The 25,429-nt window shown below is 59.3% G+C and carries 25 protein-coding genes and 1 tRNA gene; 11 read left to right on the forward strand and 15 right to left on the reverse strand.

The window, feature by feature from the left end; all coding sequences use genetic code 11:
- Window positions 1-23: 23 nt before the first annotated feature.
- On the reverse strand, window positions 24-785 hold the full coding sequence (locus tag GHO42_RS09870; RefSeq protein WP_095018695.1) for an ABC transporter substrate-binding protein: 762 nt from the start codon (window positions 783-785) through the stop codon (window positions 24-26).
- 171 nt (window positions 786-956) lie between these two features.
- Here GHO42_RS09870 and GHO42_RS09875 point away from each other — a divergent pair, with 171 nt between their 5' ends.
- Window positions 957-1,733 (forward strand): IclR family transcriptional regulator, encoded by a 777-nt coding sequence (locus GHO42_RS09875; RefSeq protein ID WP_095003333.1) that lies wholly within the window; start codon window positions 957-959, stop codon window positions 1,731-1,733.
- A gap of 133 nt (window positions 1,734-1,866) precedes the next feature.
- Here the strand turns inward: GHO42_RS09875 and GHO42_RS09880 are convergent, their stop codons facing one another.
- The 8 genes from GHO42_RS09880 to punC all read right to left on the reverse strand — a co-directional run bounded on the left by GHO42_RS09880 (window position 1,867) and on the right by punC (window position 12,204).
- Complete coding sequence (locus GHO42_RS09880; protein WP_095018694.1) at window positions 1,867-2,880, reverse strand: AraC family transcriptional regulator; 1,014 nt, start codon at window positions 2,878-2,880, stop codon at window positions 1,867-1,869.
- A 127-nt stretch (window positions 2,881-3,007) separates the two neighbouring features.
- Entirely contained in the window at window positions 3,008-4,045 is a 1,038-nt protein-coding gene (locus tag GHO42_RS09885; RefSeq protein WP_095003331.1) for a Rieske 2Fe-2S domain-containing protein, read from the reverse strand.
- A 208-nt stretch (window positions 4,046-4,253) separates the two neighbouring features.
- A complete protein-coding gene (locus GHO42_RS09890) occupies window positions 4,254-5,087 on the reverse strand; it encodes an SDR family NAD(P)-dependent oxidoreductase (RefSeq protein WP_153326680.1) in 834 nt (277 codons plus the stop codon).
- A 16-nt stretch (window positions 5,088-5,103) separates the two neighbouring features.
- Complete coding sequence (locus tag GHO42_RS09895; protein ID WP_095020701.1) at window positions 5,104-5,871, reverse strand: SDR family oxidoreductase; 768 nt, start codon at window positions 5,869-5,871, stop codon at window positions 5,104-5,106.
- 89 nt (window positions 5,872-5,960) lie between these two features.
- Window positions 5,961-7,205: a helix-turn-helix transcriptional regulator gene (locus tag GHO42_RS09900; RefSeq protein WP_370688638.1), complete on the reverse strand. Its 1,245-nt coding sequence runs from the start codon at window positions 7,203-7,205 to the stop codon at window positions 5,961-5,963.
- Window positions 7,206-7,360: 155 nt separating this feature from the next.
- On the reverse strand, window positions 7,361-9,787 hold the full coding sequence (locus GHO42_RS09905) for an RND family transporter (protein ID WP_178126941.1): 2,427 nt from the start codon (window positions 9,785-9,787) through the stop codon (window positions 7,361-7,363).
- Window positions 9,784-10,761, reverse strand: coding sequence for a YCF48-related protein (locus tag GHO42_RS09910; protein ID WP_153326682.1), 978 nt, complete (start codon window positions 10,759-10,761; stop codon window positions 9,784-9,786). The genes GHO42_RS09905 and GHO42_RS09910 overlap by 4 nt, the downstream gene beginning before the upstream one ends.
- A gap of 261 nt (window positions 10,762-11,022) precedes the next feature.
- Window positions 11,023-12,204, reverse strand: a complete 1,182-nt coding sequence (gene punC, locus GHO42_RS09915; protein WP_095026752.1) for a purine nucleoside transporter PunC — start codon at window positions 12,202-12,204, stop codon at window positions 11,023-11,025.
- Window positions 12,205-12,323: 119 nt separating this feature from the next.
- On the opposite strand from punC, the gene punR reads away from it, so the two are divergent.
- Window positions 12,324-13,283, forward strand: coding sequence for a DNA-binding transcriptional activator PunR (gene punR / locus GHO42_RS09920; protein WP_095020703.1), 960 nt, complete (start codon window positions 12,324-12,326; stop codon window positions 13,281-13,283).
- On the opposite strand, the gene GHO42_RS09925 is transcribed toward punR, so the two are convergent.
- Together GHO42_RS09925 and GHO42_RS09930 are read right to left on the reverse strand one after the other, a co-directional pair.
- Window positions 13,219-13,830: a LysE family translocator gene (locus GHO42_RS09925; RefSeq protein WP_153326684.1), complete on the reverse strand. Its 612-nt coding sequence runs from the start codon at window positions 13,828-13,830 to the stop codon at window positions 13,219-13,221. The genes punR and GHO42_RS09925 overlap by 65 nt on opposite strands.
- Before the next feature lie 227 nt (window positions 13,831-14,057).
- Complete coding sequence (locus tag GHO42_RS09930; protein WP_095018690.1) at window positions 14,058-14,594, reverse strand: DUF4174 domain-containing protein; 537 nt, start codon at window positions 14,592-14,594, stop codon at window positions 14,058-14,060.
- A 226-nt stretch (window positions 14,595-14,820) separates the two neighbouring features.
- Here GHO42_RS09930 and GHO42_RS09935 point away from each other — a divergent pair, with 226 nt between their 5' ends.
- The 3 genes from GHO42_RS09935 (at window position 14,821) to GHO42_RS09945 (ending at window position 16,723) form a co-directional block, all read left to right on the forward strand.
- Entirely contained in the window at window positions 14,821-15,360 is a 540-nt protein-coding gene (locus GHO42_RS09935) for a DUF3455 domain-containing protein (protein ID WP_153326686.1), read from the forward strand.
- A gap of 77 nt (window positions 15,361-15,437) precedes the next feature.
- Entirely contained in the window at window positions 15,438-16,004 is a 567-nt protein-coding gene (locus GHO42_RS09940; RefSeq protein ID WP_095018709.1) for a sigma-70 family RNA polymerase sigma factor, read from the forward strand.
- The gene (locus GHO42_RS09945) at window positions 16,001-16,723 is read left to right on the forward strand and encodes an anti-sigma factor domain-containing protein (RefSeq protein WP_153326691.1); all 723 of its coding nucleotides are present in this window, start codon (window positions 16,001-16,003) and stop codon (window positions 16,721-16,723) included. The genes GHO42_RS09940 and GHO42_RS09945 overlap by 4 nt, the downstream gene beginning before the upstream one ends.
- Here GHO42_RS09945 and GHO42_RS09950 read toward each other — a convergent pair.
- Both GHO42_RS09950 and GHO42_RS09955 read right to left on the reverse strand, forming a co-directional pair.
- Window positions 16,710-17,306 carry a DedA family protein gene (locus tag GHO42_RS09950; RefSeq protein WP_095003319.1) on the reverse strand — a complete coding sequence of 199 codons (597 nt, stop codon included), beginning with the start codon at window positions 17,304-17,306 and terminating at the stop codon, window positions 16,710-16,712. The two genes, GHO42_RS09945 and GHO42_RS09950, sit on opposite strands and share 14 nt — an antisense overlap.
- Before the next feature lie 46 nt (window positions 17,307-17,352).
- Complete coding sequence (locus GHO42_RS09955) at window positions 17,353-18,399, reverse strand: EamA family transporter (RefSeq protein WP_095020707.1); 1,047 nt, start codon at window positions 18,397-18,399, stop codon at window positions 17,353-17,355.
- 291 nt (window positions 18,400-18,690) lie between these two features.
- Between GHO42_RS09955 and GHO42_RS09960 the strand changes: the two genes are divergently transcribed.
- Window positions 18,691-18,777, forward strand: a tRNA-Leu gene (locus GHO42_RS09960).
- Between the two features lie 198 nt (window positions 18,778-18,975).
- On the opposite strand, the gene GHO42_RS09965 is transcribed toward GHO42_RS09960, so the two are convergent.
- Window positions 18,976-19,404 (reverse strand): MarR family winged helix-turn-helix transcriptional regulator, encoded by a 429-nt coding sequence (locus tag GHO42_RS09965; RefSeq protein ID WP_095020708.1) that lies wholly within the window; start codon window positions 19,402-19,404, stop codon window positions 18,976-18,978.
- On the reverse strand, window positions 19,401-19,826 hold the full coding sequence (locus GHO42_RS09970; protein ID WP_095018644.1) for an SRPBCC family protein: 426 nt from the start codon (window positions 19,824-19,826) through the stop codon (window positions 19,401-19,403). The genes GHO42_RS09965 and GHO42_RS09970 overlap by 4 nt, the downstream gene beginning before the upstream one ends.
- A 442-nt stretch (window positions 19,827-20,268) precedes the next feature.
- Between GHO42_RS09970 and GHO42_RS09975 the strand changes: the two genes are divergently transcribed.
- The 5 genes from GHO42_RS09975 to ddpC all read left to right on the forward strand — a co-directional run bounded on the left by GHO42_RS09975 (window position 20,269) and on the right by ddpC (window position 25,428).
- Window positions 20,269-21,132, forward strand: coding sequence for a MurR/RpiR family transcriptional regulator (locus GHO42_RS09975; protein WP_153326693.1), 864 nt, complete (start codon window positions 20,269-20,271; stop codon window positions 21,130-21,132).
- 38 nt (window positions 21,133-21,170) lie between these two features.
- On the forward strand, window positions 21,171-21,722 hold the full coding sequence (gene ddpX / locus GHO42_RS09980) for a D-alanyl-D-alanine dipeptidase (protein WP_095002831.1): 552 nt from the start codon (window positions 21,171-21,173) through the stop codon (window positions 21,720-21,722).
- A gap of 150 nt (window positions 21,723-21,872) precedes the next feature.
- Window positions 21,873-23,453, forward strand: coding sequence for an ABC transporter substrate-binding protein (locus GHO42_RS09985; protein ID WP_150628153.1), 1,581 nt, complete (start codon window positions 21,873-21,875; stop codon window positions 23,451-23,453).
- Window positions 23,454-23,528: 75 nt separating this feature from the next.
- Window positions 23,529-24,545, forward strand: a complete 1,017-nt coding sequence (locus GHO42_RS09990; protein WP_095002833.1) for an ABC transporter permease — start codon at window positions 23,529-23,531, stop codon at window positions 24,543-24,545.
- Between the two features lies 1 nt (window position 24,546).
- Window positions 24,547-25,428, forward strand: coding sequence for a D,D-dipeptide ABC transporter permease (ddpC, locus tag GHO42_RS09995; protein WP_095002834.1), 882 nt, complete (start codon window positions 24,547-24,549; stop codon window positions 25,426-25,428).
- Window position 25,429 lies beyond the last annotated feature (1 nt).

Genomic DNA, 25,429 nt, shown 5'->3' on the forward strand with positions numbered 1-25,429 from the left:
GCAACACGGGGGCCACAGGATCATCAGTTCAGTTGCCACTTCTCGATGATGCGTTGCAGCGAGCCGTCGGCCTTGATGGCGGCAATGCCCTTGTTGACCTGCGCCAGCTTCTCGGCATCGCCCTGGCGCATCACCAGGCATACGTCGCCCATCACCACCGGCACATAGGTGCTCGACAGTTTTACGTCCGGGTTTTTACCCTGGGCCAACTGGTAGGCGATGATCGGGCGATCACCGAATGCCGCCTTGATACGGCCCAGCTTGAGGTCCCGCATCAGGTCAGGAATGGAGTCGTAGCTGCGCACTTCCTTGAAGCCGCCGTGTTTGTTCAGCGCATCGAGAAAGACCGTACCAACCTGGGCGCCGACCACTTCACCGGCCAGGTCATCCATGGTTTTGTATTCTTTAGGGTCGTCAGATTTGACGATCAGGCCTTCGCCGTAGCTGAAAATCGGATCGGAATACTGCACAACCTTTTCACGCTCTGGGGTTTTGAGCATGGCGGCGGAAATCAGGTCGATCTTGTTGGTGGTCAACGAAGGGATCAGAGCCGCAAAGGTGGTTTGCTGGATCTCGGTGTCGAACCCGCCAGCCTTGCCCACCGCCTCGGCCGCATCGACCATCATGCCCTGGATTTTCCCGCTCTTGATATCGAGGAAGGTGAACGGGATGCCCGTTGCTGTCGCCCCGACCTTATAGACAGGCTCTGCAACAGCGCTGGCTGATCCAATCAACCCGGCAGCCATTGCGCATACCAGCGTCAGCACTTGAAAAGGTTTGTGCATAGCGAATCTCCCTGTGGTCGCTTTTATTGTTGCGATACGGCACTCAACAACCCCTGCAGCCTCTGGTGCAAAATGCCGCCATCGACTATAACCAATTTACTTAAATCGTAAAGAGATTTATAAGTATCGCATATCGATACTTATAGGCCTGAAACAAGCCAAGGATGCGCCATGAGCGATAACAACAACCCTCTTTTCAACCAGTCACTGGAAAAGGGCCTGGCCGTACTTCGCGGTTTCGGCGCGGCGCGGCGCACCATGACCCTGGCAGATATAGCGTTGGTGGCAGGCATCAGCAAAAGCTCGGCCCAACGCATGGTGCATACCCTTGAAGAACTCGGGTATGTACGCAAACACCCGCAAAGCCGGCGCTTCCAGTTAACGCCCAAAGTTATGGAGATCGGCTACAACTATCTGGCCGCCGATATATTGGTAGATGTGGCAAACCCCTACTTGGCCGAGCTCAACCAGATCACCGGCGAGACGGTCAACCTGACCGAGCCCGACGGACTGGACATGGTTTACGTGTCACGTTTCGTCGCACCGAAATTTATCCCGATCCATATGCCTATCGGCAGCCGTATCCCGATGTACTGCACAGGTGGCGGGCGTGCTTACCTGAGTGGCCTGGCAGATGATGAAATCCGTGGTGTGCTGCAAGACAGCCAGCTGATCGAACTGACACGCCATACAATTACCGATGCCGACGCCATATTTGAACGGGTGCAGATCAGCCGCAAACAGGGTTATGCCACCAACAAGGAAGAAATGTTTCTGGGTGACATGACCATTGCCGCGCCGATTTTCAACAGTAACGGCCTGCCGGTCGCGGCGGTGCATGTGGTGGTGCCCAGCAGCCGCTGGAGCATGGAAGAAGCCGAAGAAAAACTGGCCTCTACAGTGATTCAGTGCGCCCGCGGGATCAGCAACTCGATCAGGACGCTGTAGCCCGTATATACGACGACTGTGGGAGCGAGCCTGCTCGCGAAGGTCGTTCGCGAGCAGGCTCGCTCCCACAAAAAGGCTTGATCGGCAACAGAGTCTCTTCAGGGGACAGAAGAGTCAGAGGCGCCAATGGTTTTCAAACCGCGCCCAAAATCAACCCGCGGTAATGCCCGGGGTTGGTCCCCGACCATTTGCGAAAGGCCTTGTAGAATGAGCTGGTATCGGCAAAGCCCAGGCGCTGGGCAATATCGGCATAGCTGTGCTCAGGCTCGGCCAGCCAGCCGATTGCCAGCTCCTTGCGCACGCTGTCCTTGAGCCCCTGAAAGGTTTGCCCTTCGTCCGCCAGGCGACGGCGCAAGGTCGATGCCGACATGCACAGACTCTGCGCCATGCCCTGGGTCTCGGGCCACTGCACGGCCGGCAACTGGCGCAGATTCTGTTTTATCTGACTGGCCAGGCTTTGCGGGTCGCGGTACTTGACCAGAATATTGGCCGGTGCTTCGGCCAAAAACCGTTTCAACTCCTGATCGCTGCGCTTGATCGGTGCATCCAGGCAATCAGCGGCAAAAATCATCCGCGTGCGTGGCCGCTCAAAACGCAGGTTCTCGGAGAACATCACTTCGTAGTCTTCGCAGTAATCGGGCGCAGCACAACGCAGCTCAATGGCCAGAATCGGAATCCTGCGCCCGGCCAGCCAGCAGGCCACACCGTGCACGATCATCCAGTAGGCAAAGTAGGTAAAGCCACGGCTGGCCTGTTGCTCAGGCTCGTGCAGGACAATCTCGGCCACGCTTTGCTGACGCACCAGGCGTGCAGGCAAACGCTCCAGCATCAACGACAGAAACCCCAGTACCACCTCCAGCCCCCGGGCCAGGGTTGGCTGCGCCATGGCCGAGCGGCACATGAACTCCAGGCTGCCGGCCCGCAACTTGCGCGGGTCCATGCCAAAAAATTCGTCGTCCAGGCGCCGCGCCAGCAACCGCCACATCCGCGCATAGACCATGGCCGGTACACGGGCATCCGGCTGGTCAAGCAACTCGCGCGCGATGCCGACCTTGTGCAGCACTTCATCGGTGGCACTGCCCGGCGCACAGCTTTGCAGCAGCGCCTCACGCACCAGATGAATGGAGATGGTGTCCTTGTTCAGCATTGGCCCTGTTCCATGCCCGATGACGTATCGATGACGGCCATCTTAAGCAGCACGGATCAAAAAGCCAGCAGTAACTTGCCGCTGGACAGGCAGCGCCAGCGGCGCGGCCCGTGGCTCAGGCAATCAATCAGCGGTTATCCACCGTGGTGATTTCACGACGCTCGGCCATGCTTGCCGGCACGCCCTCTTCGTCGGTGAAAAACTGCTGGTACCACTCGCGTAGCTGATAGACCGGACCATCGCCCTCGGCCAGCACCGGGTTGTTGATGCGCACCTTGTGCGTCCAGATATCAACGTCCTGATAGAACGAGTCGCGGTTACGCTGCACATAATCCACGGCCAGCGCTTCGTTCTGTTCATGGGTCCAGCCCGGCACTTTTTTCACCATGCAGCCAAAACGCAGTTCAAAGCTGTTGGGGCCGATCGGCACGTGGCAATTGAGCAGGATGGACTTTATTTCCAGCCCTTCAAACACCGCGCTCATGCGTGTCAGGTGCGTCGCGGGGCCGTAATAGGCCGACTCGGCCACCAGGTCACCGCCCAGCCGCTCGGAGTCGCCATGGAAGATCTGCTGAGCGATATGCCCCTCGAACACATTGTGGAAGTACTTGGTCGGCGTGCCATGTACCGGACCGAAATGCTGGGCGTCCACCAGGTTGTCGACCAGCTCGCGCGGGTTGGTGTCGATGATCAGCTTGTCCATATGCCAGCTGTGCAGCCACTCATCGCTGTCCAGCTCAGGTAGATGGGGGATCACCACATCTTCGGCGGGCGGCTTGCCTTCAGGGTTGTTCCACACAAACAGCAGATTGTTGACCTCGCAGGTCTGCCAGGCACGGGTTTTGGCCTTGGGCGGAATGCGCTTGCAGTAAGGGATCTCGACACACTTGCCGCTGGCTTCGTACTGCCAGTGGTGAAAGGGGCAGACCACACGGTCGTTCTCGATAGTGCCCTGGGACAGGTCGGCGCCCATATGCGGGCAATGGGCGTCGAGCACACTGATCTCGCCCTTTGACGTGGCAAATGCCAACAGTCGCGAGCCGAACACATTCAGGGTATGTAGCTTGCCATCACGGTACTCGTCTGCCTCGCCCAGGCAATGCCAGCCGCGACCATAGCGGGGCGACAAAGCATTCTCGACGTGGATGTGTGCGAGTTTAGTCATTTTTATTATTCCTCAGGTTAAGGGCCAGGGCGCTTTACCCGATGATCTTCACCGAGGTTCGGGGTGGGCTCATCGTTCAGATGGACTAGAGGGGCTGCCCTCACCCCAACCCTCTCCCGCAGGGAGAGGGAGCTGGTTTGCGGTGATCTTTGAGCCGCGTGCGGTCAGTCCCCTCTCCCCCTGGGAAAGGGTCAGGGTGAGGGAGCGCTTAGCGCCAATCCTCGACAATCCCGTGTTCACGGGCAAACGGCTGGCAGTGAATGGTCTTGCGCTGGTGATCAACCGCCCCTTCATGGGTAGCCAGCCACAGCATCACCGCTGCTGGTACCTCTGGCGGCGCAGAGCCTGCACGCAGGGCAATGACGCCTTTGTCACCAATGGTGGCGCGCAATGCGTCAGTGGTCACCACACCCGGGTTGAGGGTATAGGCACGAATCCCCTGCTCCCCCAGTTCCACCGACAATATGCCCGACAGCCTCGACACTGCCGCCTTGCCCGCACCATAGGCGTAACCCCAGCCGCCCTTGCCCGCTGCCACCGGCGGATCGGTTTCTCCAGCACCGGAGGTGACGTTGATCACCACACCGCCGCCCTGCTCGAGCATCTGGCTGACCACCGCCCGGGTCAGCAAGAACGGTGTCATCACATAGCCCTGAAAGACTCGCTCCAGGGTCTCGGGCTGCAACTGCATAAACGGTACATTCAGATCGCTGCCCTGGTAGATGGCATTGTTGACCAGTACATCCACCCGGCCATATTCGGTAAACACAGCCTGGCTGGCGGCCACTACCGACTCACTGTCGAGCAGGTCCATGGGCACCACCAGCGCCTTGCGTCCCAGCTCACGGATTGCCGCTGCGGTGGCATTCAAACTGCCGGGCAGCGGCGTACCATCCGGGTTGCGCAAGCCGTGGGCATGGCTTTGACCTTCGTCCAGGCTGCGCGCACTGATGGCCAGATCAAAACCTGCACGGGCAAAGGCCAGCGCGGTTGCACGACCAATGCCGCGACTGGCGCCGGTAATAAATGCCACTTTGTTCATAAAAGCCCCTTAGCGGTCAGAAACGCTGTGTACGCACCATTGCGTCCATGCCGCCGTCGACAAACACTACGCTGCCGGTCATGAAACTGGCCTGCGCCGATTGCACAAAAGCCACAACCCGGGCCAGTTCTTCAGGAGTGCCCGAGCGCCCCAGTGGTGCGACAAACTCACGTACGGCCTTGCCAAACCGCGCATCGTCCTTGGCCGCCTGATGCAGCGGGGTTTCCACCGCGCCCGGTGCAACCACGTTCAAACGGATACCTTGCGGGGCCCATTGCACCGCCTTGCGCCGTGCGGCACAGGTCACCGCATACTTGGAACCGGCATAGGCCAGGTGCGTCTGACCCAGGGCATTGGCCAGTTCCAACGCCTTCGCCTCGTCACCGGCGAGCATCGCGGCAACCATTGGTTCCTGCTCGGCACCCGAATGGGTGGCCGCCACTGAACCGATCACCAGTGCAGCCGGGTTCTCCCCCTTGGCCAGCGCATCGGCCAGGCCATCAAGCAGTTCACTGACGCCAAAGTAGTTAACCGCCAGCACGATGCCGCTGGAAGGTGCGGTCACCCCGATCCCGGCGCAGCACACCAGCCCGTCGAGGACCCCGCCGCATTGCTCAAGCACCTGCGCCACTGCCGCCTGGCGCCCGGCACGGGTCGAAAGGTCAGCGACCACTTCGGCATTGCCACGGTCAATTCCGATTATCCGGTGGCCCGCAGCTCGTAATTGCGCGCACACGGCGGCGCCGATCCCGGAAGCGGAACCGCTGACAGCAGTAACTGGCATAAGACTTTCCTTGATGATGCAGGCGCAGGCGGCCTGGCTGACGAAAAACCGGCGGTGGCGCAAACACCCTCGCCGGCGGGCATAAATCCTTAAGCGCTTTTACGAACCGGACGCGCCAGTTGTGGCGCCGGCACCACCACGGACTCAGCCGCTCGCAAGGCGCACTTGGGCTTTCCCAACGCGACCACGCTGTTCAGCAAAATCCTCACCAGCTCGGTCTGGCGGCGCACACCGGTCTTGGAGAAGATCGAACGCAAATGCGCCCGCGCGGTGTTGCGCCGGATATTCAGGTTTTCCGCCGCTTCCTCCAGGGACAAGCCGTTGGCCAGTTCCATCGCCAGCGCCGTCTCGGCCTTGGTCAGGTTGAACAGTTGTTTGGTCACCACTTCACTGGCCAGCGATTTGCCTACCGAGTCGCGGATATAGATCACTGCCGCCGGTTTGCTCTTGCCTTCGGCCCACTCCAGCGACGGAATGGCCTCGACCACCAGCCCCAGGCTGACCTGACCCGAAGGTCGGGTCACGGACATCGCATCGGCTGTCGCCCCGCCCTCACGCACTTCCTGGCTGAAAGCGTGCTTGACCAGGCGTTGCAGCTCGCGGTTGTCGCTGGGGTAAGTGGCTTCCAGCCTGCCCCCCACCAACTTGAGTCCATCAGCGTTCTTGAGAATTTCTTCGGCCACCGGGTTGAGGCGCAGAACCTTGCCGGTTTCGTCGAGCACGATGGTCGCCACCGACAGGCGGCTGATGGCCTGGGCGTACAACTCGCTCATGGACTCGCTGCGATCGAGCAGGTTGTGCAGATGCAGGGCGCGGCGCAAATGCGGCAGAAAACTGCTGCACAGGGCACGCTCGGCACTGGAGAAAGCCGGGGAAGACTTTGGCCGGGTGATGCGAAACCGCAGCTTGCCGCCATCGGGCGTGGAAATGTCGGCGCCCATCACGTGATAGACATTCTGCGGACCGCAGTAGGCCTTGAAATAGGCCGACTGCACCCACTCGCTCTCGCTCATCAGGTCTTCGACGGTAAATACCTGGTCCAGCGCCTGCCCGACAAAGGGGGTATTGGTTTGCGGATAGGTTTGATAGGTCAGCTCGCCCTCGCCTTCGATATCTCCGGCAACGATCATCAAGCCCAGATCGGGCTGATCGGGCACTCGCAGGATCAGGGTTGCGTAGTTGGCCCGGAACATGCCACGCACGGTACACAAGGTACGACCCATTATTTTGGGGTCCAGGGCACCGTCATAAAAGCTGCCGACCATCTGATCGTAATCGGCCAGTTCAAGCCCCAGACCGGCCAGGGTCTGGTGATTCAAGGTCACTGTATCCACGGACTTATCCTCGCTTCGGGCCAGGTTCATGACCGGCCCTTTTTATTGTTCTTATGACTAGCGGCTAACCTTTGCACCACATCCGTAAAGCTGTGCAAAAGCGACTCAGTGTGTCTGTATGCCTGCCGTCATACAAGCCCGGCAAGCTGTCTGCTTCAGCGGTTTGAAGAGTCCTTCGCAGCAACGCTCGGCTTGAGCGGATAATGCCCGGCGGTCGCTTGCGCCGGGCGGGTTTTGACCTTGACCAACGGTCGTGCCAAATTGAACCAGGCCGCCAGCGCCGGTAGCAAAAAGATTGCGCCGAGCACGTTGACGAGAAACATGAAGGACAGCAGTACACCCATATCAGCCTGGAACTTCAGGGGAGCAAAGGCCCAGGTACACACGCCGATGGACATGGTCAGCGCCGTAAACACCGCCGCCGTACCCCGTTGGCACATGGCCTGGTAGAACGCCGTGCGCAGATCCTTGCCGTCAGCCATTTCATGGGCAATCCGCTCGTACAGATAGATCCCGTAATCGACTCCCACCCCCACACCCAGTGCCATCACTGGCAGGGTCGCGACTTTCAGGCCGATGCCCAGGGTCGCCATCAGGGCGTTGCACAGGATCGCGACGATGGCCAGCGGCACCAGAATGCACAGCACCGCGCGCAATGAACCAAAGGTCAGCCAGCAGAACAGCGCCACCGAACCGAACAGCGCCGCGAGCATCACCACCTCGGCCTGCTTGACCGCTTCGTTGGACGCCGCCATCACCCCCACGTTGCCACCGGCCAGCAGAAACTCCACGTTTGGCCCTTGCAAGCCGCCGATGATGCGTTGGGTTTCGTCCACTACATGGCTCACGGTCGACCCTTCGTGATCGGTGAGGAACACCAGGATCTGCATACGCTGGCAGCCTTCGGTCACCAGGCCGTCGTCCGGCATGTAAGCGCGAGAGCCCTGGCTCAGGCCGCGCTCGGAACCGGGGATCGCCGACCAGCGCGGGTTGCCTTCGTTATTGCCGGCAATCACGGCTTTACCCATGCCCGCCACGCTCTGCACTGACTGCACACCCGCCACGCTGCGGATCTGGAAGTCGAATGATTCAATGGCGCGCATCACTTGCGGTGCCAGGCAACCTTCTTCGATGCCCTTGACCTGCACGAACACCGACATCACATCCAGGCCAATCGAATAACTGTTGATGATCTTCTGGTTGTCCTGGTTGTAGCGCGAATCGGCGCGCAGCTCCGGCGCACCCACGCCGATATCGCCCACTGCCAGATCCCGGGCCTTCCAGGCACCGACACCGAGCAGCAGCAGGCTGACCACAAACACCGCCAGCGCCGGTTTTGGCTCGGCCAGCGCCGACAGCCGCCACCACAGCGCGTGCTTGCCCTGCACCTTGAGCCCCTGGGCCATCGCCCCCGGCTCAAGCTTGAGATACGACAGGATGATCGGCAGCATCAGCTTGTTGGTGATGATCATCAGCATCACCCCGATGCATGCGGTCACGCCCAGTTCATGCACGATGGGAATGTCGATCAGCATGATGACGCCGAAACCCAGGGCGTTCATCAGCAACGCCAGCGAACCCGGGATGAAGATCTTGCAAAAAGCGCCGTGCGCAGCCTGCACCGCAGAGCTGCCCGCCAGTACATCCTGTTTCCAGGCATTGGTCATTTGCACCGCATGGGACACGCCGATCGAGAAGATCAGAAACGGCACCAGAATCGACATCGGATCGATCCCCAGCCCCAGCAACGGCAGCAACCCCAACAGCCAGACCACCGGCAGCAGCGCCACGGCCAGCGCAACCACCGTAAGGCGCCATGAGCGTGAATAGACCCACAGCATCAACGCGGTGATGACAAAGGCAATCACAAAAAAGCCGATGACCGTCGTCAGGCCTTCAACCACGTCCCCCACCAGCTTGGCGAAGCCGACGATGTTGATCTCGATATCATCATTGCTGTACTTGGCACGGATATCTTCCAGCCGCTGGGCCACCTCGGCATAGGACACCGATTTGCCGGTTTGCGGGTCCATGTCCTGCAGGTCGGCGCGCACCATCGACGAGGTCAGATCATTGGCCACCAGACGCCCGACCTGTCCGGAGCGGGCGACGTTGTTGCGGGCCTGGGACAAGTCTTCGGCCGTGCCGGTAAAGCGCGGTGGCATCACCACATCGCCGAAAAAACCGTCCTCGGTGATTTCGATATAGCGCACATTGGCGGTGAACAGCGACGTCACACTGGCACGGCTCACACCATTGATAAAAAACACGTCATCCGTGACTTTGCGCAGGGTTTCCAGGTACTGGCGGTTATAGATATCGCCTTCGCCTTTCCACTTCACACTGACCAGAAAACGGTTGGCCCCCGTGAAGTACTGGCTGAAGTTGAGAAAGTTGACCATAAAGGCATTGCGCACCGGGATCTGCTTGTTAAAGCCCGGGTCCAGTTGCGTGTGTGTGGCGCTGTAACTCAGGGCCAGGGTCAATAATACAAACAGCGCCAACAGGCTCTTGCGCCAGACGATCAGCAAGTCGGCAATACGCTCGACCGTGCGATTTACAACACTGTTTTCACTGCTCACCGGGCACCTCCAAGGGCAGCAACACCGCCATCAGTCCCCTGGAACACACCGCGCTCGCCGCCTACCAGCAGCCGTGAGCCCACCATTACCGCCGAAGTCAAAGTACCCAGCCCCGGCAAGCGCGTAGCGCTGACCATTTCACCCTTGCCGTCCAGGCGTACTACCGAGCTGCCAGCACCGACAATCAGCAGGCCACCGTCGTTGGGCAATAGGACATGGCCGTAGAGCGGCAATTGATTGCCGACTTTTACCGGTTCCCAGGTCTGGCCGAAGTCCTGACTGACAAACACATGGCCGCGCATGCCATAGGTCACCCAACGATCGGGGCTCAGGCGTACCACACCAAACAGCGAGCCGTTATAGAACGGCTCGAGCTTGTGCCAGCTGTGCCCGCCATCGTCGCTGCGCAGCACCAGCCCTTGCTCGCCGACCACCATGCGGCGACCGTCTGTTCCGCCATCCATGCCATTGAGGTGAGCGCTATCCACCTCCAGCGGCTGGGCTTGCCAGGTGCGACCGTCATCCCCGGACTGGTAAAATTTGCCGAAACTGCCGAACGCCAGAACACGATTGCCGCCGGCACTCCAGATGCCCAGCAAAGGCTCGGCGATTTCGCCGTCGAAGCGCACCTCTGACCAGTTGGCGCCTTCATCTTCGGAGCGCACAATCCAGCCATCATGGCCGACCGCCAGCAGGCTTTTATCCGGCAGCGCCACCAGTGCGGTAAGGGTCAGATCACGCTGCGGCTTGACCGTCGCTGGCTGCCACGAGCCCCCCTGATCGTCGCTGAGCAAAATATTGCCGCGCTCGCCGACGGCCACCACCCGCTTATCCAGATACAACATACCGTTGATTTGCAGACGATCGGGCCGCAACTGGGCCGAAGCGACATCGGAGGCATGACGTGGAGAGAAGGTAAACGCGATGGTGACAGCGACGATCAGGCAAACCAGATAGCCAATTATTGAGCGCATGGTCGATGCCTCGCTGCACGATTCAGTTGCTGGGCAGAGTTCATGCAGCCAGTCCTCTTTTTATTATCGTGGATGCTCTGGCTGCCTCCTCGGCGAGGCGTCCAGAACCTTCCTTCGATAATCGGACTGGTGAGTCACAGGCACATCGTCCAAATGGCCTAGCTGGAATGGGGGGTGCAAGCGTATAGCCGGGTTTGACTGACGCGCCGGATTGATATCCGGCGCTTTCGTTGAGCTGAAATCACCGGGGCGACCTGCCCCTCAAGACGCCACTAATGCCTGCGCCTTCACCTTGCGTCGCTGAATAAAATACCCCAGCACCGCCAGCGGCGCCGTAGCCAGCATTACTTCAACCGTGATTTGCAGCGGCTGGCTGATAAAGGTCGACACCAGCAGGCTGCCCAAAAAGCACAACCCAAGCTGCAATGTATTTTGCAAACCCGCCGCCTTGCCTGAGTTCTCCGAAAATGGCATCAGTGCGCTCGCGACAACAATCGGATAACTCGCACCGTTAACCAGCGCCATCAAACAAAACGGGATCAGCAAGGTGGTCAGCGTCGGCACGGTCTGGGTCGCAACCCCATACAGCCCGACCATGCTTGCGCAGTAAGCCACCAGCAACCAGGGTAACAACGCCCGCCCACTGATCCGCTGCAACGCGCTGCGACAGCTGTAACCACCCACCATAAATGCCACAGTAGGCAGCGCGTAGCTCAAACCGATATCGCTTGGGCTATAACCCATATCGCCCAAAATAAAGGGTGAGGCCGTCAACCAGGCGAAAAAGCTGGCCGAACATGCGGCGAAGATCATGACGTTGCCACTGAATTTAGCCGTGCACAGCAGGTGCCAATAGCTCACCCCGGTTTTAACTGCCTTTGGCGCCACACGGGGTTTTTCCTTGAGCAGCAACGTGGGTACGATCAGTAACACCGCCAGGCCCAGCAATACCGCAAAAATCGCTTGCCAGCCCAGGTGACTCAGTACCACGGCCCCCAGCAAAGGAGCCAGTGCCGGTGACAGTCCCATCAGCGGCATGATCCCGGCAAACACGCGGTTGGCCTGGTCAGGCGGATATCGGTCGATGACCAGCGCCTGCCAGGTTACTGCCGCCGCGCAAATGCCGATGGCCTGAATAAACCGCAGGCTCAACAGCAGCACACTGTCCTGCACCCAGAACATGCCCGCGCACCCCAGGGCAAACAGCGACAACCCCGCCAACAACACCGGTTTGCGCCCCAGGCGGTCCGATAACGGCCCCCAGAGCAACTGGCCGATCGCGAACCCGGCCAGAAAGATGCTCAGGCTCGCGCCCACCGCACCGGCTGAAAGCCCCAGTTCACTGCGCAACGTGCCAAATGCCGGTAAGTACATATCCATTGCCAGGTAGCCCAGCATGCTCAGCCCGGCGAGATAACAGGTAAAACCAAAAGTGTTTTTCATGTGCACCCAAAAACTTGCCATCAAACAATTTGTTGACTGCCGCGCATTATCCAGCTGAGGATTTGCTTGTGAAGCGATAATAATTGCCAACTGGCATCGAATTTTTTGAAGGCAAACCCATGTGGTCTGAATACTCCCTGGATGTAATTGATGCAGTCGCCCGCCACGGCAGTTTCAGTGGCGCAGCCCAGGAACTGCACCGCGTTCCCTCCGCCGTCAGCTACACCGTGCGCCAACTGGAGCAATGGCTGGCGGTACCGCTGTTTGTACGTCGTCACCGGGATGTGGAACTCACGCCTGCCGGGCGGATGTTTGTCAAAGAAGCCCGCGACGTCATGAAAAAAATGCTCGGCACCCGCCGCCTTTGCCAGCAGGTTGCCAATGGCTGGAGCGGCCAGTTGCGGGTGGCCGTGGATTCAATCATCAAAAAACCGCGCTGCCAGCAGATGGTCATCGACTTCTACCGGCATTTCCCCGACGTGGAACTGATTGTTCAATACGAGGTGTACAACGGTGTGTGGGATGCCTTGGTAGACGGCCGTACCGATCTGGTTATCGGAGCCACCCGTGCAGTGCCAGTGGCGGGGAGCTTTGCCTTTCGCGACATGGGTTTTCTGCACTGGCTGTGCGTCGCCAGCCCGCGGCATCCGCTGGCGTCCATTGGCGGATTGCTGGGTGATGAGCACCTGCGCCCCTACCCTGCACTGTGCATGGATGACACTTCACGCAGCCTGCCCAAACGCGACACCTGGACCCTGGATAACCAGCGCCGCATGATGGTGCCCGACTGGGCTTCGGGGCTGGCCTGTTTGAGCGACGGTCTGTGTGTCGGCATGGTGCCCGCCCATCTGGCCCAGCCACTGATCGACCAGGGCCAACTGCTTGCGCTGAGCCTGCAGCGACCCTTTCCGGCCAGCCCTTCGTGCATTGCCTGGGCACAGAACAACCATTCCCCGGCCATGAGCTGGCTATTGGAGTACCTGGGTGACACCGCCACCCTGAGCCAGGAATGGCTCAATGAACATCAAACAGAATCGGATACAGCGACACCACCAGCAGAATCGCCATCGTCAGGTTGAATGCCAGCAGCCACTTGGGCCGGGTCAGCACATTGCGCAACGCACTGCCGCAACCGGCCCACACGCAGACACTGGGCAAGTTGATGATGGCGAAGACCAGCGCGATGACAAACACGTTGGCGATATAACCCTGGGACGGCGTGTAGGTGGTGATTGCACCAATGGCCATCACCCAGGCCTTGGGATTGACCCATTGAAACGCCGCCGCGCCCCAGAAGCCCAGTGGCCTGCCCTGGGCCGCACCCGACTCGGACACCGGCCCCGACGTGGCGACTTTCCACGCCAGATACAGTAAGTACGCCGCCCCCAGATAACGCAAAACGGTGTAGGCCATGGGCACGGTCTTGAATACACCCCCCAACCCCAATCCAACCGCAAGCACCAGGAACATAAAGCCGAAGCTGATGCCCAGAGCATGGGGGATGGTGCGCCTGAAGCCGAAGTTGACCCCCGATGCCAGCAGCATGGTGTTGTTGGGGCCGGGGGTGATGGACGACACAAAGGCAAAGAGTGCGAAGGCAGAAATCAGTTCGAGGGAAAACGGCATCTTGTTATCCGGCAGTCTGGTGAGCGGTGTGTTCACACTATCGGATTACCGAGCCGGAATTGCGCTACAGATGGCCATTATTTTGACCACACACATTTGCCCGATCAAATGATTTGACTGCGCAATTTTCACATCACTTTCACATCGCTGCGCCTAGATTGGATCCACTCCTTTAGTGAATCCCATTTAGGCCCGCTTCCCCCAGCGGGCCTTTTTTTGGCTGGTGTTCAGTCATCCAGGGTCTGAGCCGCTTTTGCCGGTTTGGCGGGCTTTGTCGATTTGCCAGCGGCTGCGCCCTTGGCCGGCGTCTCCACCGCAACCGGTGCCTGGGTTTCCTTTTCGGCAGCGGGCAAGGCATCGATGGTTTTAAACAGCTCGGCCAGGTCAACATCCCCCACTGTCTCGACTTTCTTTTCCCCATCCTTGCCGATCAGGATCACTTTGGCCTTGTCGATAATCATCCCCGGCTTGAGCCCGCGAATCAGCGACATGGTGCTCTGGGGTTCAAGGTCCTTGCCATCGCGTTTGCCTGTAATGCCCACAATCGTATAGAGCACCATATTGCGCTGGTCAAAAGCCTGCTTGTTGGCCGGATCTTCAAGGGCTTTTTTGAGGTTGACCAGGGTTGGGTCGGCATCTGCACGGGCGACCACTACCAGCGGGCGAAACTTGCCGCGATCCTGTTCAAGCGGGCTTGGAACTTCAACGGCCTGCACCGTGCCTGCAACCAGCACAGAAGCAAGGATCAATAAACGGATAAACATCCAGATCTCCTTTTATTATCGGACCGGCTTCGCGAACGTGCTGCCAATGCCTTGAAACCCTTGGCGTTGAGCCTGTATTCCCAAGCTTAGGCCAAGGGATCCGTCACGCAACCGGGTTCCCGGACTTTGCCTTTCAAGTTTATTTTTTGCAACTGCATCCAAATCCTCCTGCTGCGGGTAGTACCCGTAACAGCAGCGTGCTGTTATCCCATCAGGAGATCGGAACATGAACGCAAAACCTTTGATCAGCCATGCCAGCCTGACACTTGCCGCCATGCTGCTGGTGGCAGCCCAAGGCGCCTGGGCACAGTCGAACTTGCCCGAAAACATTAGAGTTCCCGACGGCCACAAGATGGCAATGACAACAGTTGGTGTAGGCGAAATCAGATATGAGTGCAAAGAAAAAGCCAGCACTCCAGGCGAAATGGAGTGGTTTTTTGTAGGCCCAAAAGCTCAGCTCAATGACACAACTGGTAAACAAGTTGGTAGCTACTTTGGCCCGCCCGCGACCTGGCAAGCCCTGGACGGTTCCAAAGTCACCGGCACCCAGCTCGCAGTGGCCCCTGCCGGGGCTGGCAACCTGCCCTATCAACTGGTCAAGGCCAATCCTGCAGAGGGCAAAGGTGCCATGAACGGTGTGAGTTACATCCAGCGTGTGGCACTCAAGGGCGGTGCGGCACCTGCCAGCGCCTGCACAGCCGCCAACAAGGGCCAGCGACAAGTAGTGCCATACCAGGCCGATTACATTTTCTGGGCCAGCCGCTAATGCGTTACATCGTCTACGCTGCTTCGATGGAGACCGGGCAATGACCGGAGATGTCCCATCTGCAACGGCGGAACACAGTGACACTACCTGAGCCACTATTTGACTATGAAGCCTGCCTGCTGGCCTGCGCCCGCGGCGAGCAGCAGGCGCTGGTGGCCCTGTATGCCCAGGAAAGCGCGCGCTTGCTGGGGGTAGCCAAACGCATTGCCCGCGACAGCGCACTGGCTGAGGACATCGTGCATGACGCTTTTATCAAAATCTGGATGCGCGCCGCCAGCTTCGATCCCGGGCGCGGTTCTGCACGAGGCTGGATTTTCAGCCTGACCCGGCATCTGGCCCTGAACTGCAGGCGCGACACTCGCCTGGAAATTCAAGTCAGCGAAAGCAGCGAACTGGCCTTGCAACCTCTGGCCACTCTCGACGGGCGCCACCAGACGCAGGACCCACTGCAATGGCCGGATGGCTGCGAGCGCATATACGGCTGCCTTGAGCAACTCGACCCGGCCCGACGCTCCTGCATTGTGCATGCCTATGTTGACGGCTATACCCATGCAGAAATTGCAAACAAACTGGACACCCCTCTGGGCACCGTAAAAGCCTGGATCAAACGCAGCCTGAGCGCCTTGCGCGAGTGCATGGGATGACTTTTACACCTGACAATAGCGACCCGGCCGATCTCGATGCCTTGGCGGGCGAATACGTGCTGGGCACGCTCAATGGGCAACAACGGCGTGCGCTTGAGCAACGCCTGCCCCATGAGCCTGATCTGCAGGCCGCAGTCGATCGCTGGGAAGCGCGACTGTTGCCCCTCAACGACCTTGCCCCGGCGCAACAGCCTTCAGAGCGGCTGTGGCCGAGAATCGAGCGCAGCCTGAACGCCCTGAATGTCCCAGCCCTGCCAACACAGGCCCGTACTGGTTGGTGGAACCTTCTGCCATTGTGGCGCGGCCTGACGGCCGCAGGCCTGGCCGCAACGCTGACACTGGGCGTGGCATTGTGGTCCGTGACCCCAGCCATCTCACCGCCCGCCTATGTGGTGGTTCTGGTGGCACCACAAAGTCAGGCACCCGGCTGGGTCATCCAGGCCAACGATCGTGAACACATCCAGCTGATCCCCCTTGGCGTCGCGCAAGTGCCCGGCGACAAGGCCCTGGAGTTCTGGACCAAGGCCGACGACTGGGCCGGGCCGGTGTCCCTGGGGCTGGTCAAGCCGGGACAAGTGCTGTCACTGCCACTGGATCGCCTGCCGCCGCTGTCGCCCAATCAACTTTTCGAGCTGACCCTGGAAGGCCCCAACGGTTCGACAACAGGCAAGCCGACAGGGCCGATCCAGTTTATTGGCCGGGCTGTCAAAGTGATTTGACCGCTTTGGTTTTCGCCCTGGTTTTCGCCCTGTAGTGACGGGCAACGGCCACCACCACCATCAATGCGACCACGCCCAGGGCAATCGGCAAGCGATAGGGCTTAAGGTCGCCCAGTACGCCTTCGAGAAACTCCCCGGCCCAATAGCCGCCACTGGCAAACAGCGTTGCCCACACGGCCGCGCCCACGGCATTGATGCAGAGAAACTTCAATGGCGAGACCTTGCTGGCACCGATCACCATGGGCCCGATCAGGCGCATGCCATACAAAAACCGCACCGAAAAAATGGACACCGTCGGATACTGGCCAATCAACTGCGTCACGCGATCAATAGCGGCCTGCTGTTTGTGCAGGCGGGGCAACAGGCGAGCACCGAAATAACGCCCGAGCCAGAACAACAACTGATCACCCAGCATCCCCGCCAGGCTGGCATAACCAATCACCGGCAACAGCTTGAGGACATGCTGGTGTGCCGCCATCCCCCCGAGGATCAGAATGGTTTCACCTTCGAGCAAACAGCCGATAAAAATGGCCAGGTAACCATACGTTGCCAGCAGGTAATTGAAGTCAATATGTTCAAACATGCGCGATCCATAGCTCCATTGAAATCAGGGTTTAAAACGCAATGGCTCAGTGCCGGTGGCGATGATGGATATCCGGGAAATGCGGATGGTTATGGCTGATGACCGAATGCTGATGTGCATGACTGTGAGCCTTGCCCGCAGGAATATCTGCGGCATGCTCATGCTGGTGATGTTCATCGTGGGTATGGCGATGGGAGTGCTCCAGCGGCTGATGTAAATGCTCATGCTCATGGCGCTCGGTCAGATGCAGCCAGACCCCGACAATCATGCAGCCAGCAGCCAGCCAGAACAGCAGCGATACTGACTCGCCCAGCAGCACAATGGAAATTGCCGCCCCCAGAAAAGGTGCCGTTGAAAAGTACGCCCCGGTGCGCGCCGCCCCCAGGCCGCGTAATGCCAGGACAAACAGCACCAAGCTGACACCGTAGCCCAGGAAACCGATCAGCAGGGTCGGGCTCAGTACCCCAAACGACGGAACCTTCGCCCCCAAAGCCAATGCAATCGCACAGTTCACCAACCCCGCGAAAAGGCCCTTGGCGCCCGCGATATACAGCGCATCAGAAGCAGATACCTTGCGCGTCAGATTGTTATCGACCGCCCAACAGAAACAGGCAAACCCCACCGCCAATGGCCCAAGCCAGGAAAGCGACACCGCCGCAGATGCCCCGGATGGCCAGGACAACACAACGCCGCCGGCAATGATTGCCAGCATCCCCAGCACGATTCGCCGGTCTGCGTTTTCCTTGAACACCACCCAGGCCAGCAGTGCCGTGAGCACTGGTTCAAGATTCAACATCAACGAAGCCGTCGCCCCGCTGGTGAGGGTCAAAGCGAACATCAACGCCACGGGGCCCAGGATCCCGCCAAATACAATTGCGCCGAGCAGCCAGGGCCATTCACCGGCACCCAGACCCGAGGGCTTCCAGCCCCGATCGCGTACACAGCGCACCAACAGCAAACCCAAGCCACTGCCCAGGTACAACAGCCCGGCCAGCATCACCGGCGATACCTCGGTACCCAGCAGCTTGGCCAATGGCGTACTGGCCCCGAACAGCGCTGCCGCTGCCAATGCGTAAATCACACTCGTATTCATCACGCCCACTCATGTCCCAGCTGTGCAAGCAGCCTAGCCTACTCGGGAATACGCGCCGCAACAGCGCTGCAAATACCCTCAACACAGCGGGGACACCCCCGGCGTGGTGCATATATCTATGATTTTTCGACGGTTTTACCCAGGCACGGAGAAAAAAAATGTACCACAATGGACACTATCGACCTTGCCTCATGAGCGCAGGCTCTATATATTCGTCCACCTGTTGCGCAGGCTCTTGAGTACTTTCTTTGTTAAAGCACCTTCCTTCGTGACCCGCTTTATAGCGCTACCGCCCGAATGGCGAAATTGGTAGACGCATGGGACTTAAAATCCCCCGTTCGTAAGGACGTGCCGGTTCGATTCCGGCTTCGGGCACCAAACAAATCAAGGGCTTGCATGAGATTCTTCGTGCAGGCCCTTTGTTTTTGCTCTGCAAAAATTCAGACCGCTCCGCAATTCTGTTTTTTACCCCTTCTCTGCCTTCCTGCCAAAACGGGCGTCATTCTCCTGCGCAAACACAAAGCCCAGCACTAGGCCGGGCTCGGGGGTTATCACACCTGATTTCCAGACAGGTAATCAGGTGTTGCGCGTTAGAAAGAACTCTCTGTCGAAGCCTTCAACAATCGGCATAGCAGCACGCAATCGTCGGTGGCCCTCTTCGCTAAGTGACACCAGATTTGCGCGATGATCTTGCGGGTTCACTTGCTTTTCAATAAGCCCGTCCTTACCCAAGCGGGATATGATTTGCGAAATATGCATGCGATCCATACCGGTAAAACTGGCGATTCCATGCTGAGTCACCTGCTCGCCCTCTCTAGTCAGCCAACCACTTACAGCCAGGATAGCGAACTGTGGCTGGGTAAGTCCCAAGGGCTTCAAGCGGACATTAAGTTGACGCTGCCAGTCCAAAAAGTCGCGCCAGAGTCTGAATCCAGGGCTGTCGCTTGGCCCCGCGAAGGCAGAACCACTCCAGTTCTCCTCGACGCCGTCCTTGCTCACACTCATAGGGAGCTTGCCCGGGCTTCACTGGACTTCTTAAGCCCCTGCATCGTATTGGGTAACGCTGCCTGGATGGATCTACCTATCAGGTATCGAAACAGAAAGCTCAATGGCCCGGAGAATTCAACCCAGTGAGTTGCGACAGTGCCCCCCTCTTTTTCCGTGAGCAGGTGCCCGAATTCCATGCGACATAACGGCAAACGGCTTTGCGCCGAAAACGACTTTTCTTCGGTCATCTCAACAATCTGAATGCCAGCCTTGGGCCCTACCCTGGGTTTAAGCCAACCTTTGGCTCCCAACTTGAGACCGCCAGGCAAGCTGGCACTACTCACTTCTGGGTCCCAGTCAGCCCACCGTCCCGCATCCCTATACAAGCGGAACACTTGCGCGGGGGTCGATCTGATTTCAATAGACTCTTTGATTTCCATGGCCTTTGCCTTGCGTCTGTAGGGTAAAAATAATTGTAAATGCATTTACAATATAAAACCACACACCAGGAACGGCTGATAAAAATCGCTACAAACACGATCCTCTTAGGACTCAGCTCCAGAGTTGGACTCCCTGCTCATCACCGGTCAGCACCACCAGCAATACGATAAGCACACCGCCGAGATACGACTCAGGCTCAGTGGCCAGCTGGGGCATACAACGGTCGTGATGACCGAGATTTACATCCGGTCAAAGGGGCATCGCGCTCTGACTGCCAGGCGACCCCCGAGGGTGCTCGTTGCAACCGTTAAAAACACGCCATTGCTGAAAAAACGCAACCCGCAGAAAAGACATTGTGTTGTTTCGAAAACAAATGTTATGTTGCTAACAGAAGGCGAGAAAATGACACGCCGATAACAATCACATGCTTGGCGTGCTCCTATGTCCCCGGAAAAGAACAGTTTTCTTCAGTTGCTGGAACATGAGTTTTCCAACCTGACCCCCACCGGCAAGCGCATCGCCAGTTACTTGCTGGGCAATCCGCAGCAGTTGCCGTTCGAGTCTGCCGACAGCATTGCCCAGCAGGCCAGCACCAGCGGCATTTCCGTAGGCCGGTTCTTGCGCTCGCTGGGTTATCAGAACCTCGATGAGGTCAAGCAGAGCCTGCGCGGTGACGCTCCCGGCTCCTGGCTGATCACCGACCGCATCGGCGCCTTTCGCGCCGAAAACACCAACGACGATGCCCTCGAACGCTCCATGCACCGCGAACTCGAGGCCATCCAGCAGGTTTACGGCCTGGCCCGCAGCGACGCTTTTGCCCGTATCGTGCAGCGCATTCATCAAGCCGATGCGGTGTTTATCCTCGGCATCCAGTCCACCCGCGGGATTCTCACCGCGTTTCACAGCCACCTCGAATACATCCGCCCCAAGGTCTATTACGTTGACGGCCTTTCCGGCATCTATGCCGAAACCCTGAACTCCGGCTTTGCCAACCCCTACGCGATCATTGCCGATTTTCGCGCCTATTCCAGCGTCACCCAGACCTTCTGTGACGCCGCCATCGACAACGATTTACCGCTGGCCCTGATCACCGATCTGCAGTGCCCCTGGGCCCGTGACTACCCGACCCTGGATCTGTTGCAGATCAAGACCGATGTTGGCCAGTTCTGGGATTCACCGGCCCCCCTGGCGTGCCTGCTTAACCTGTTGGTGTCGGCCGTCGCGGAAAAATACGGCGAGCATCTGGATGCACGCCTGGCCAAAAACCGTCAGTTGCAAAAAGCTTTCGGCCAGTTCGAAGGCTGAGCCCCTCGCCCAAAACAAAACAGCACTGGAGTGTTTGTGTGAACCAAAGCGTTGCAAGCCCGAGCCCGCTCGTTGATATCGATGCCGAGCAGTACCAGGTGCAGATCGAGATGATCTATGCCACCGCCGACAACCTGGCCGGCAAAGTGATCTACCCCAACGCCCGCTGCCAGCTGCATCGCGATGCCGCCCAGTGCTTGCGCAAGGCCGTCGAGCTGGCCAGCCTGGCGGGTTTTACCCTGCGTATCTATGACGCCTACCGACCGCCCTATGCACAGTTTTTGTTATGGGAAGCCCTGCCCAATGGCGACTACGTGCGCGACCCGCACCTGGGCTCCCATCACAGCCGCGGCGTCGCCGTGGACCTGACCCTGGTGGACAGCGACGGCCAGCCGCTGGACATGGGCACCGCCTTTGACGCGATGCAAGACCAGTCCCATCAGTTCTACCCCGACCTGCCGGTCAACGTGCAGCGCAATCGCCTGCTGCTGCTGGGCATCATGCTGATCGCCGGGTTCCACGCAATTGCCACTGAGTGGTGGCATTACGAGTTGCCCAACGCCGACGACTACCCCCTGATCAACGAATGATACGGCCCACGAAACCACAGAGTTTCGAGGCCAGCGCCACTGTTTGAAGACAACAAGAAAACGCTGCACACCTGCTTGACCTGCTACTGCCCGGTTATAGATTCCAAAAATAAACCTACTTCCAGACATCAAATGTTGAAGGAAACCGGCATGACCCTCACTGATACCGTGACCCGCACCACCGCTTCACGTACCCGCTCACTGCTGCCTGGCCTGCTCTGCGCCGCCCTGAGCCTAGGGGCCTGGCAAGCCGCAACCGCGGCCACCGCCCAGGACACGCTGATTATCGGCAAGCCTGCCGACCCGCAGACCCTGGACCCGGCCGTGACCTTCGACAACAACGACTGGACCATCACCTACCCGTCGTACCAGCGACTGGTGGGCTACAAGACCGACGGCGAAAAAAGCAGCACCGAAGTCCAGGGTGACCTGGCCGAGAGCTGGACTGTGTCGCCGGACAACCTGGTCTGGGAGTTCAAGCTCAAAACCGGCAACAAGTTCGATGACGGCACTGAAGTCGACGCCAACGCCGTCAAGTTTTCCTTCGATCGCCTGATGACCCTCAAGCAAGGGCCGTCGGGTGCATTCCCGGAAGACATGGTGGTCGCAGTGGTTGATCCGCAAACCGTCCGCTTTACCCTCAAAACCCCGTTCGCACCGTTCCTGTTTACCCTGGCCCACAATGGCGCGTCCATCGTCAACCCGCTGGTGGCCAACAAGGGCGCTGAAGCCAACGCCTGGCTCTCCAGCCATACCGCAGGCTCGGGCCCATACCGCCTGGCCAGCTGGCAGAAAGGCCAGTCCCTGACCATGGAACCCAACCCCCACTACGCCGGGGCCAAGCCGGCGTTGAAAACCGTGGTACTGAAAATCATCGCCGAGCCTTCGGTACGCCGCCTGCAACTGGAGCGCGGTGACCTGGACATCATCGAAGACATGCCTGAAGACCAGCTCGGCTCACTGGCCAGCAAACCAGGCGTGGTGGTCAAGGAATACCCGTCGCTGCGGGTCACCTACCTGTACCTGAACAACAAGCAGGGCCCGTTGACCAACGTCGATGCGCGCCGGGCCATCACCGAGGCCGTGGACTACAACGGTATCGTCAAGGGTATTCTCAAGGGCAAGGCCGAATTGCTCAACGGGCCGATCCCGGACGGCATGTGGGCCTACGACAGCTCGCTGCCCGCCATGAAACAGGACATGCAGGCCGCCGCCGAGAGCCTGGCCAAAGTGCCGAAGAAAATCACCAACCTGAGCTACATGTACTCGGACAAGGACGCCAACTGGGAACCGATCGGCCTGACCCTGCAAGCCGCGCTGATGCCCCTGGGCATCAACCTCAAGCTGGAAAAGACCGCCAACGCCACCCTGCGCGAACGTGTCGGCCAGGCCGACTATGACATCGCCGTCGGCACCTGGAGCCCGGACTTCGCCGACCCCTATATGTTCATGAACTTCTGGTTCGACTCAAAAATGCAGGGTCTGCAGGGCAACCGCTCGTTCTACAGCAACCCCCAGGTCGACACCCTTATCCGTGAAGCGGCAACCACCAGCGACACGGGCAAGCGCACCGAGCTGTACCAGCAGGCGCAAAAACAAGTGCTCGCCGACAGCGCTTACGTTTACCTCTTTCAAAAGAGCTACACCCTGCCAATGCGTGATTCAGTCAAAGGCTATGTGTTCAATCCCATGCTTGAGCAAGTGTTCAACCTGGGCAGCATGAGCAAGTAAAGCTGCTGCTGCGTGCGCGCCGGCAATGGCGCGCACGGTTGTGGATTTCTGTCGTTAGAGTGACTGAGGTGCCCTATGGCCTTCCTGACGTTGTTGCGCAAGCGCCTGCTTGGCCTGTTACTGGTCGTGTTCGGTGTCTCGCTGATTACCTTTACCATTTCCCACCTGATTCCCGGCGACCCTGCCCGGCTGATCGCCGGTGACCGGGCCAGCGATGCGCTGGTGGCCGGCATCCGTCATCAACTGGGCCTGGATTTGCCGCTGTACCAGCAATACGGCCGTTACGTGCTCGACCTGGTGCAGGGCGACCTGGGCACCTCGATCCGCACCAATCGTCCGGTGCTGGAGGACTTGCAGGCGTTCTTCCCGGCCACCCTGGAACTGGCACTGGTGGCGCTGTTTCTGGCCATCCTGGTCGGCGTGCCGCTGGGTGTGCTGTCGGCGGTCTATCACAATCGTGCCATTGACCAGATCGCCCGCACACTGGCCGTGACCGGCATCTCGACCCCGGCGTTCTGGCTGGGCCTGGGCGCCATCGTGCTGTTTTACGGCCACCTCGGCTGGCTGCCTGGCGGCGGGCGTTTGTCCGAAGGTCTGACGCCACCGTCGACAATTACCGGCTTCTACCTGATTGACGCATTACTGGCGGGTAACTTCAGCCTGTTTGTCGATGCACTCAAGCACCTGATCCTGCCCGCAGCCACCCTGGGCTTTGTGACCCTTGGGGTTATCTCGAGGCAAATTCGTTCTGCCATGCTCGACCAGCTGGGCGAGGACTATATCCGCACCGCCCGCGCCTATGGCTTGTCGAAATGGACCGTGATCCTGCGCCACGCCTTGCCCAACGCACTGATCCCTTCTGTCACGGTGCTCGGGCTGACCCTCGGCGACCTGCTCTACGGTGCAGTCCTGACCGAAACCGTATTCGCCTGGCCGGGCATGGGTGCCTATGTGGTCAAGTCGATCCAGTCCCTGGATTTCCCGGCGGTGATGGGCTTCGCCATTCTGGTGTCGTTTATCTATGTACTGCTGAACATGGCCATCGATCTGCTGTACCGCGTGATCGACCCGCGCATCGGCGAGGTGAATTGAAATGTCCGTGCCTTTGACCGCAATACCGCGCCCGCAATGGCGTGAAAAATTCACTTACCTGACCTGGCAGATCCGCCGCAGCCCGCTGACCATGGCAGGCCTGCTGATCACCCTGATGGTGGTGATGTGCATGATTTTCGCCCCCTGGCTGGCCAGCCATGACCCCAATACCCTGAACCTTGCCGAGCGCCTGGCGCCGCCTTCCGCCGAGCACTGGTTCGGCACTGATGAAGTGGGCCGCGACCTGTTCAGCCGGGTACTGTACGGCAGCCAGCAATCGGTGGGTGTCGGTCTGTTCGTGGCCTTTGCCTCATGCTTTATCGGCGGCCTGCTGGGCTGTTTTTCCGGTGTAATAGGCGGACGCTTCGATGCCCTTACCATGCGCCTGATGGACATCATGCTGTCGGTGCCGTCGCTGGTGTTGATCATGGCCCTGGCCGCCGCACTGGGCGCCAGCCTGTTCAACGCCATGCTGGCCATCACCCTGGTGCGGATTCCGTCCTATGTGCGCCTGGCCCGCGGCCAGGCCCTTGGCATTCGCCAGATGGGCTACGTGAAAGCCGCCGAAACCTTCGGTGCCCAACGCTGGCACATGGTCCACTGGCATGTGGCGCGCAACGCCATGCCACCCTTGCTGGTGCAACTGAGCCTGGACATCGGCAGCGCCATTCTCATGGCTTCGGCACTGGGCTTTATCGGCCTGGGCGCGCAACAGCCCACGGCGGAATGGGGCGCGATGGTCGCCACGGGGCGCAATTACATCCTCGACAACTGGTGGTACTCGACCTTTCCGGGGCTGGCGATCCTGATCACCGCCACCGGTTTCAACTTGCTGGGCGATGGCGTGCGCGATCTGCTCGACCCGCGGCAACAGGGGAAATGAC

It is taken from the genome of Pseudomonas sp. FSL R10-0056, from assembly GCF_009600105.1.
GTDB classification, from domain to species: Bacteria; Pseudomonadota; Gammaproteobacteria; order Pseudomonadales; family Pseudomonadaceae; genus Aquipseudomonas; species Aquipseudomonas bubulae.

Bases quoted from the DNA above. Each gene is read 5' to 3' on its own strand.
- GHO42_RS09975 (WP_153326693.1), top strand. From the start codon at position 20,269: ATGTCCCCGGAAAAGAACAGTTTTCTTCAGTTGCTGGAACATGAGTTT.
- GHO42_RS09885 (WP_095003331.1), bottom strand. From the start codon at position 4,045: ATGACTAAACTCGCACACATCCACGTCGAGAATGCTTTGTCGCCCCGC.
- GHO42_RS09945 (WP_153326691.1), top strand. From the start codon at position 16,001: ATGACTTTTACACCTGACAATAGCGACCCGGCCGATCTCGATGCCTTG.
- GHO42_RS09990 (WP_095002833.1), top strand. From the start codon at position 23,529: ATGGCCTTCCTGACGTTGTTGCGCAAGCGCCTGCTTGGCCTGTTACTG.
- GHO42_RS09875 (WP_095003333.1), top strand. From the start codon at position 957: ATGAGCGATAACAACAACCCTCTTTTCAACCAGTCACTGGAAAAGGGC.
- GHO42_RS09935 (WP_153326686.1), top strand. From the start codon at position 14,821: ATGAACGCAAAACCTTTGATCAGCCATGCCAGCCTGACACTTGCCGCC.
- GHO42_RS09985 (WP_150628153.1), top strand. From the start codon at position 21,873: ATGACCCTCACTGATACCGTGACCCGCACCACCGCTTCACGTACCCGC.
- punC (WP_095026752.1), bottom strand. From the start codon at position 12,204: ATGAAAAACACTTTTGGTTTTACCTGTTATCTCGCCGGGCTGAGCATG.
- GHO42_RS09895 (WP_095020701.1), bottom strand. From the start codon at position 5,871: ATGCCAGTTACTGCTGTCAGCGGTTCCGCTTCCGGGATCGGCGCCGCC.
- GHO42_RS09965 (WP_095020708.1), bottom strand. From the start codon at position 19,404: ATGAGTGTGAGCAAGGACGGCGTCGAGGAGAACTGGAGTGGTTCTGCC.
- punR (WP_095020703.1), top strand. From the start codon at position 12,324: ATGTGGTCTGAATACTCCCTGGATGTAATTGATGCAGTCGCCCGCCAC.
- GHO42_RS09910 (WP_153326682.1), bottom strand. From the start codon at position 10,761: ATGCGCTCAATAATTGGCTATCTGGTTTGCCTGATCGTCGCTGTCACC.
- GHO42_RS09890 (WP_153326680.1), bottom strand. From the start codon at position 5,087: ATGAACAAAGTGGCATTTATTACCGGCGCCAGTCGCGGCATTGGTCGT.
- ddpC (WP_095002834.1), top strand. From the start codon at position 24,547: ATGTCCGTGCCTTTGACCGCAATACCGCGCCCGCAATGGCGTGAAAAA.
- GHO42_RS09955 (WP_095020707.1), bottom strand. From the start codon at position 18,399: ATGAATACGAGTGTGATTTACGCATTGGCAGCGGCAGCGCTGTTCGGG.
- GHO42_RS09970 (WP_095018644.1), bottom strand. From the start codon at position 19,826: ATGGAAATCAAAGAGTCTATTGAAATCAGATCGACCCCCGCGCAAGTG.
- GHO42_RS09950 (WP_095003319.1), bottom strand. From the start codon at position 17,306: ATGTTTGAACATATTGACTTCAATTACCTGCTGGCAACGTATGGTTAC.
- GHO42_RS09870 (WP_095018695.1), bottom strand. From the start codon at position 785: ATGCACAAACCTTTTCAAGTGCTGACGCTGGTATGCGCAATGGCTGCC.
- GHO42_RS09925 (WP_153326684.1), bottom strand. From the start codon at position 13,830: ATGCCGTTTTCCCTCGAACTGATTTCTGCCTTCGCACTCTTTGCCTTT.
- GHO42_RS09930 (WP_095018690.1), bottom strand. From the start codon at position 14,594: ATGTTTATCCGTTTATTGATCCTTGCTTCTGTGCTGGTTGCAGGCACG.
- GHO42_RS09880 (WP_095018694.1), bottom strand. From the start codon at position 2,880: ATGCTGAACAAGGACACCATCTCCATTCATCTGGTGCGTGAGGCGCTG.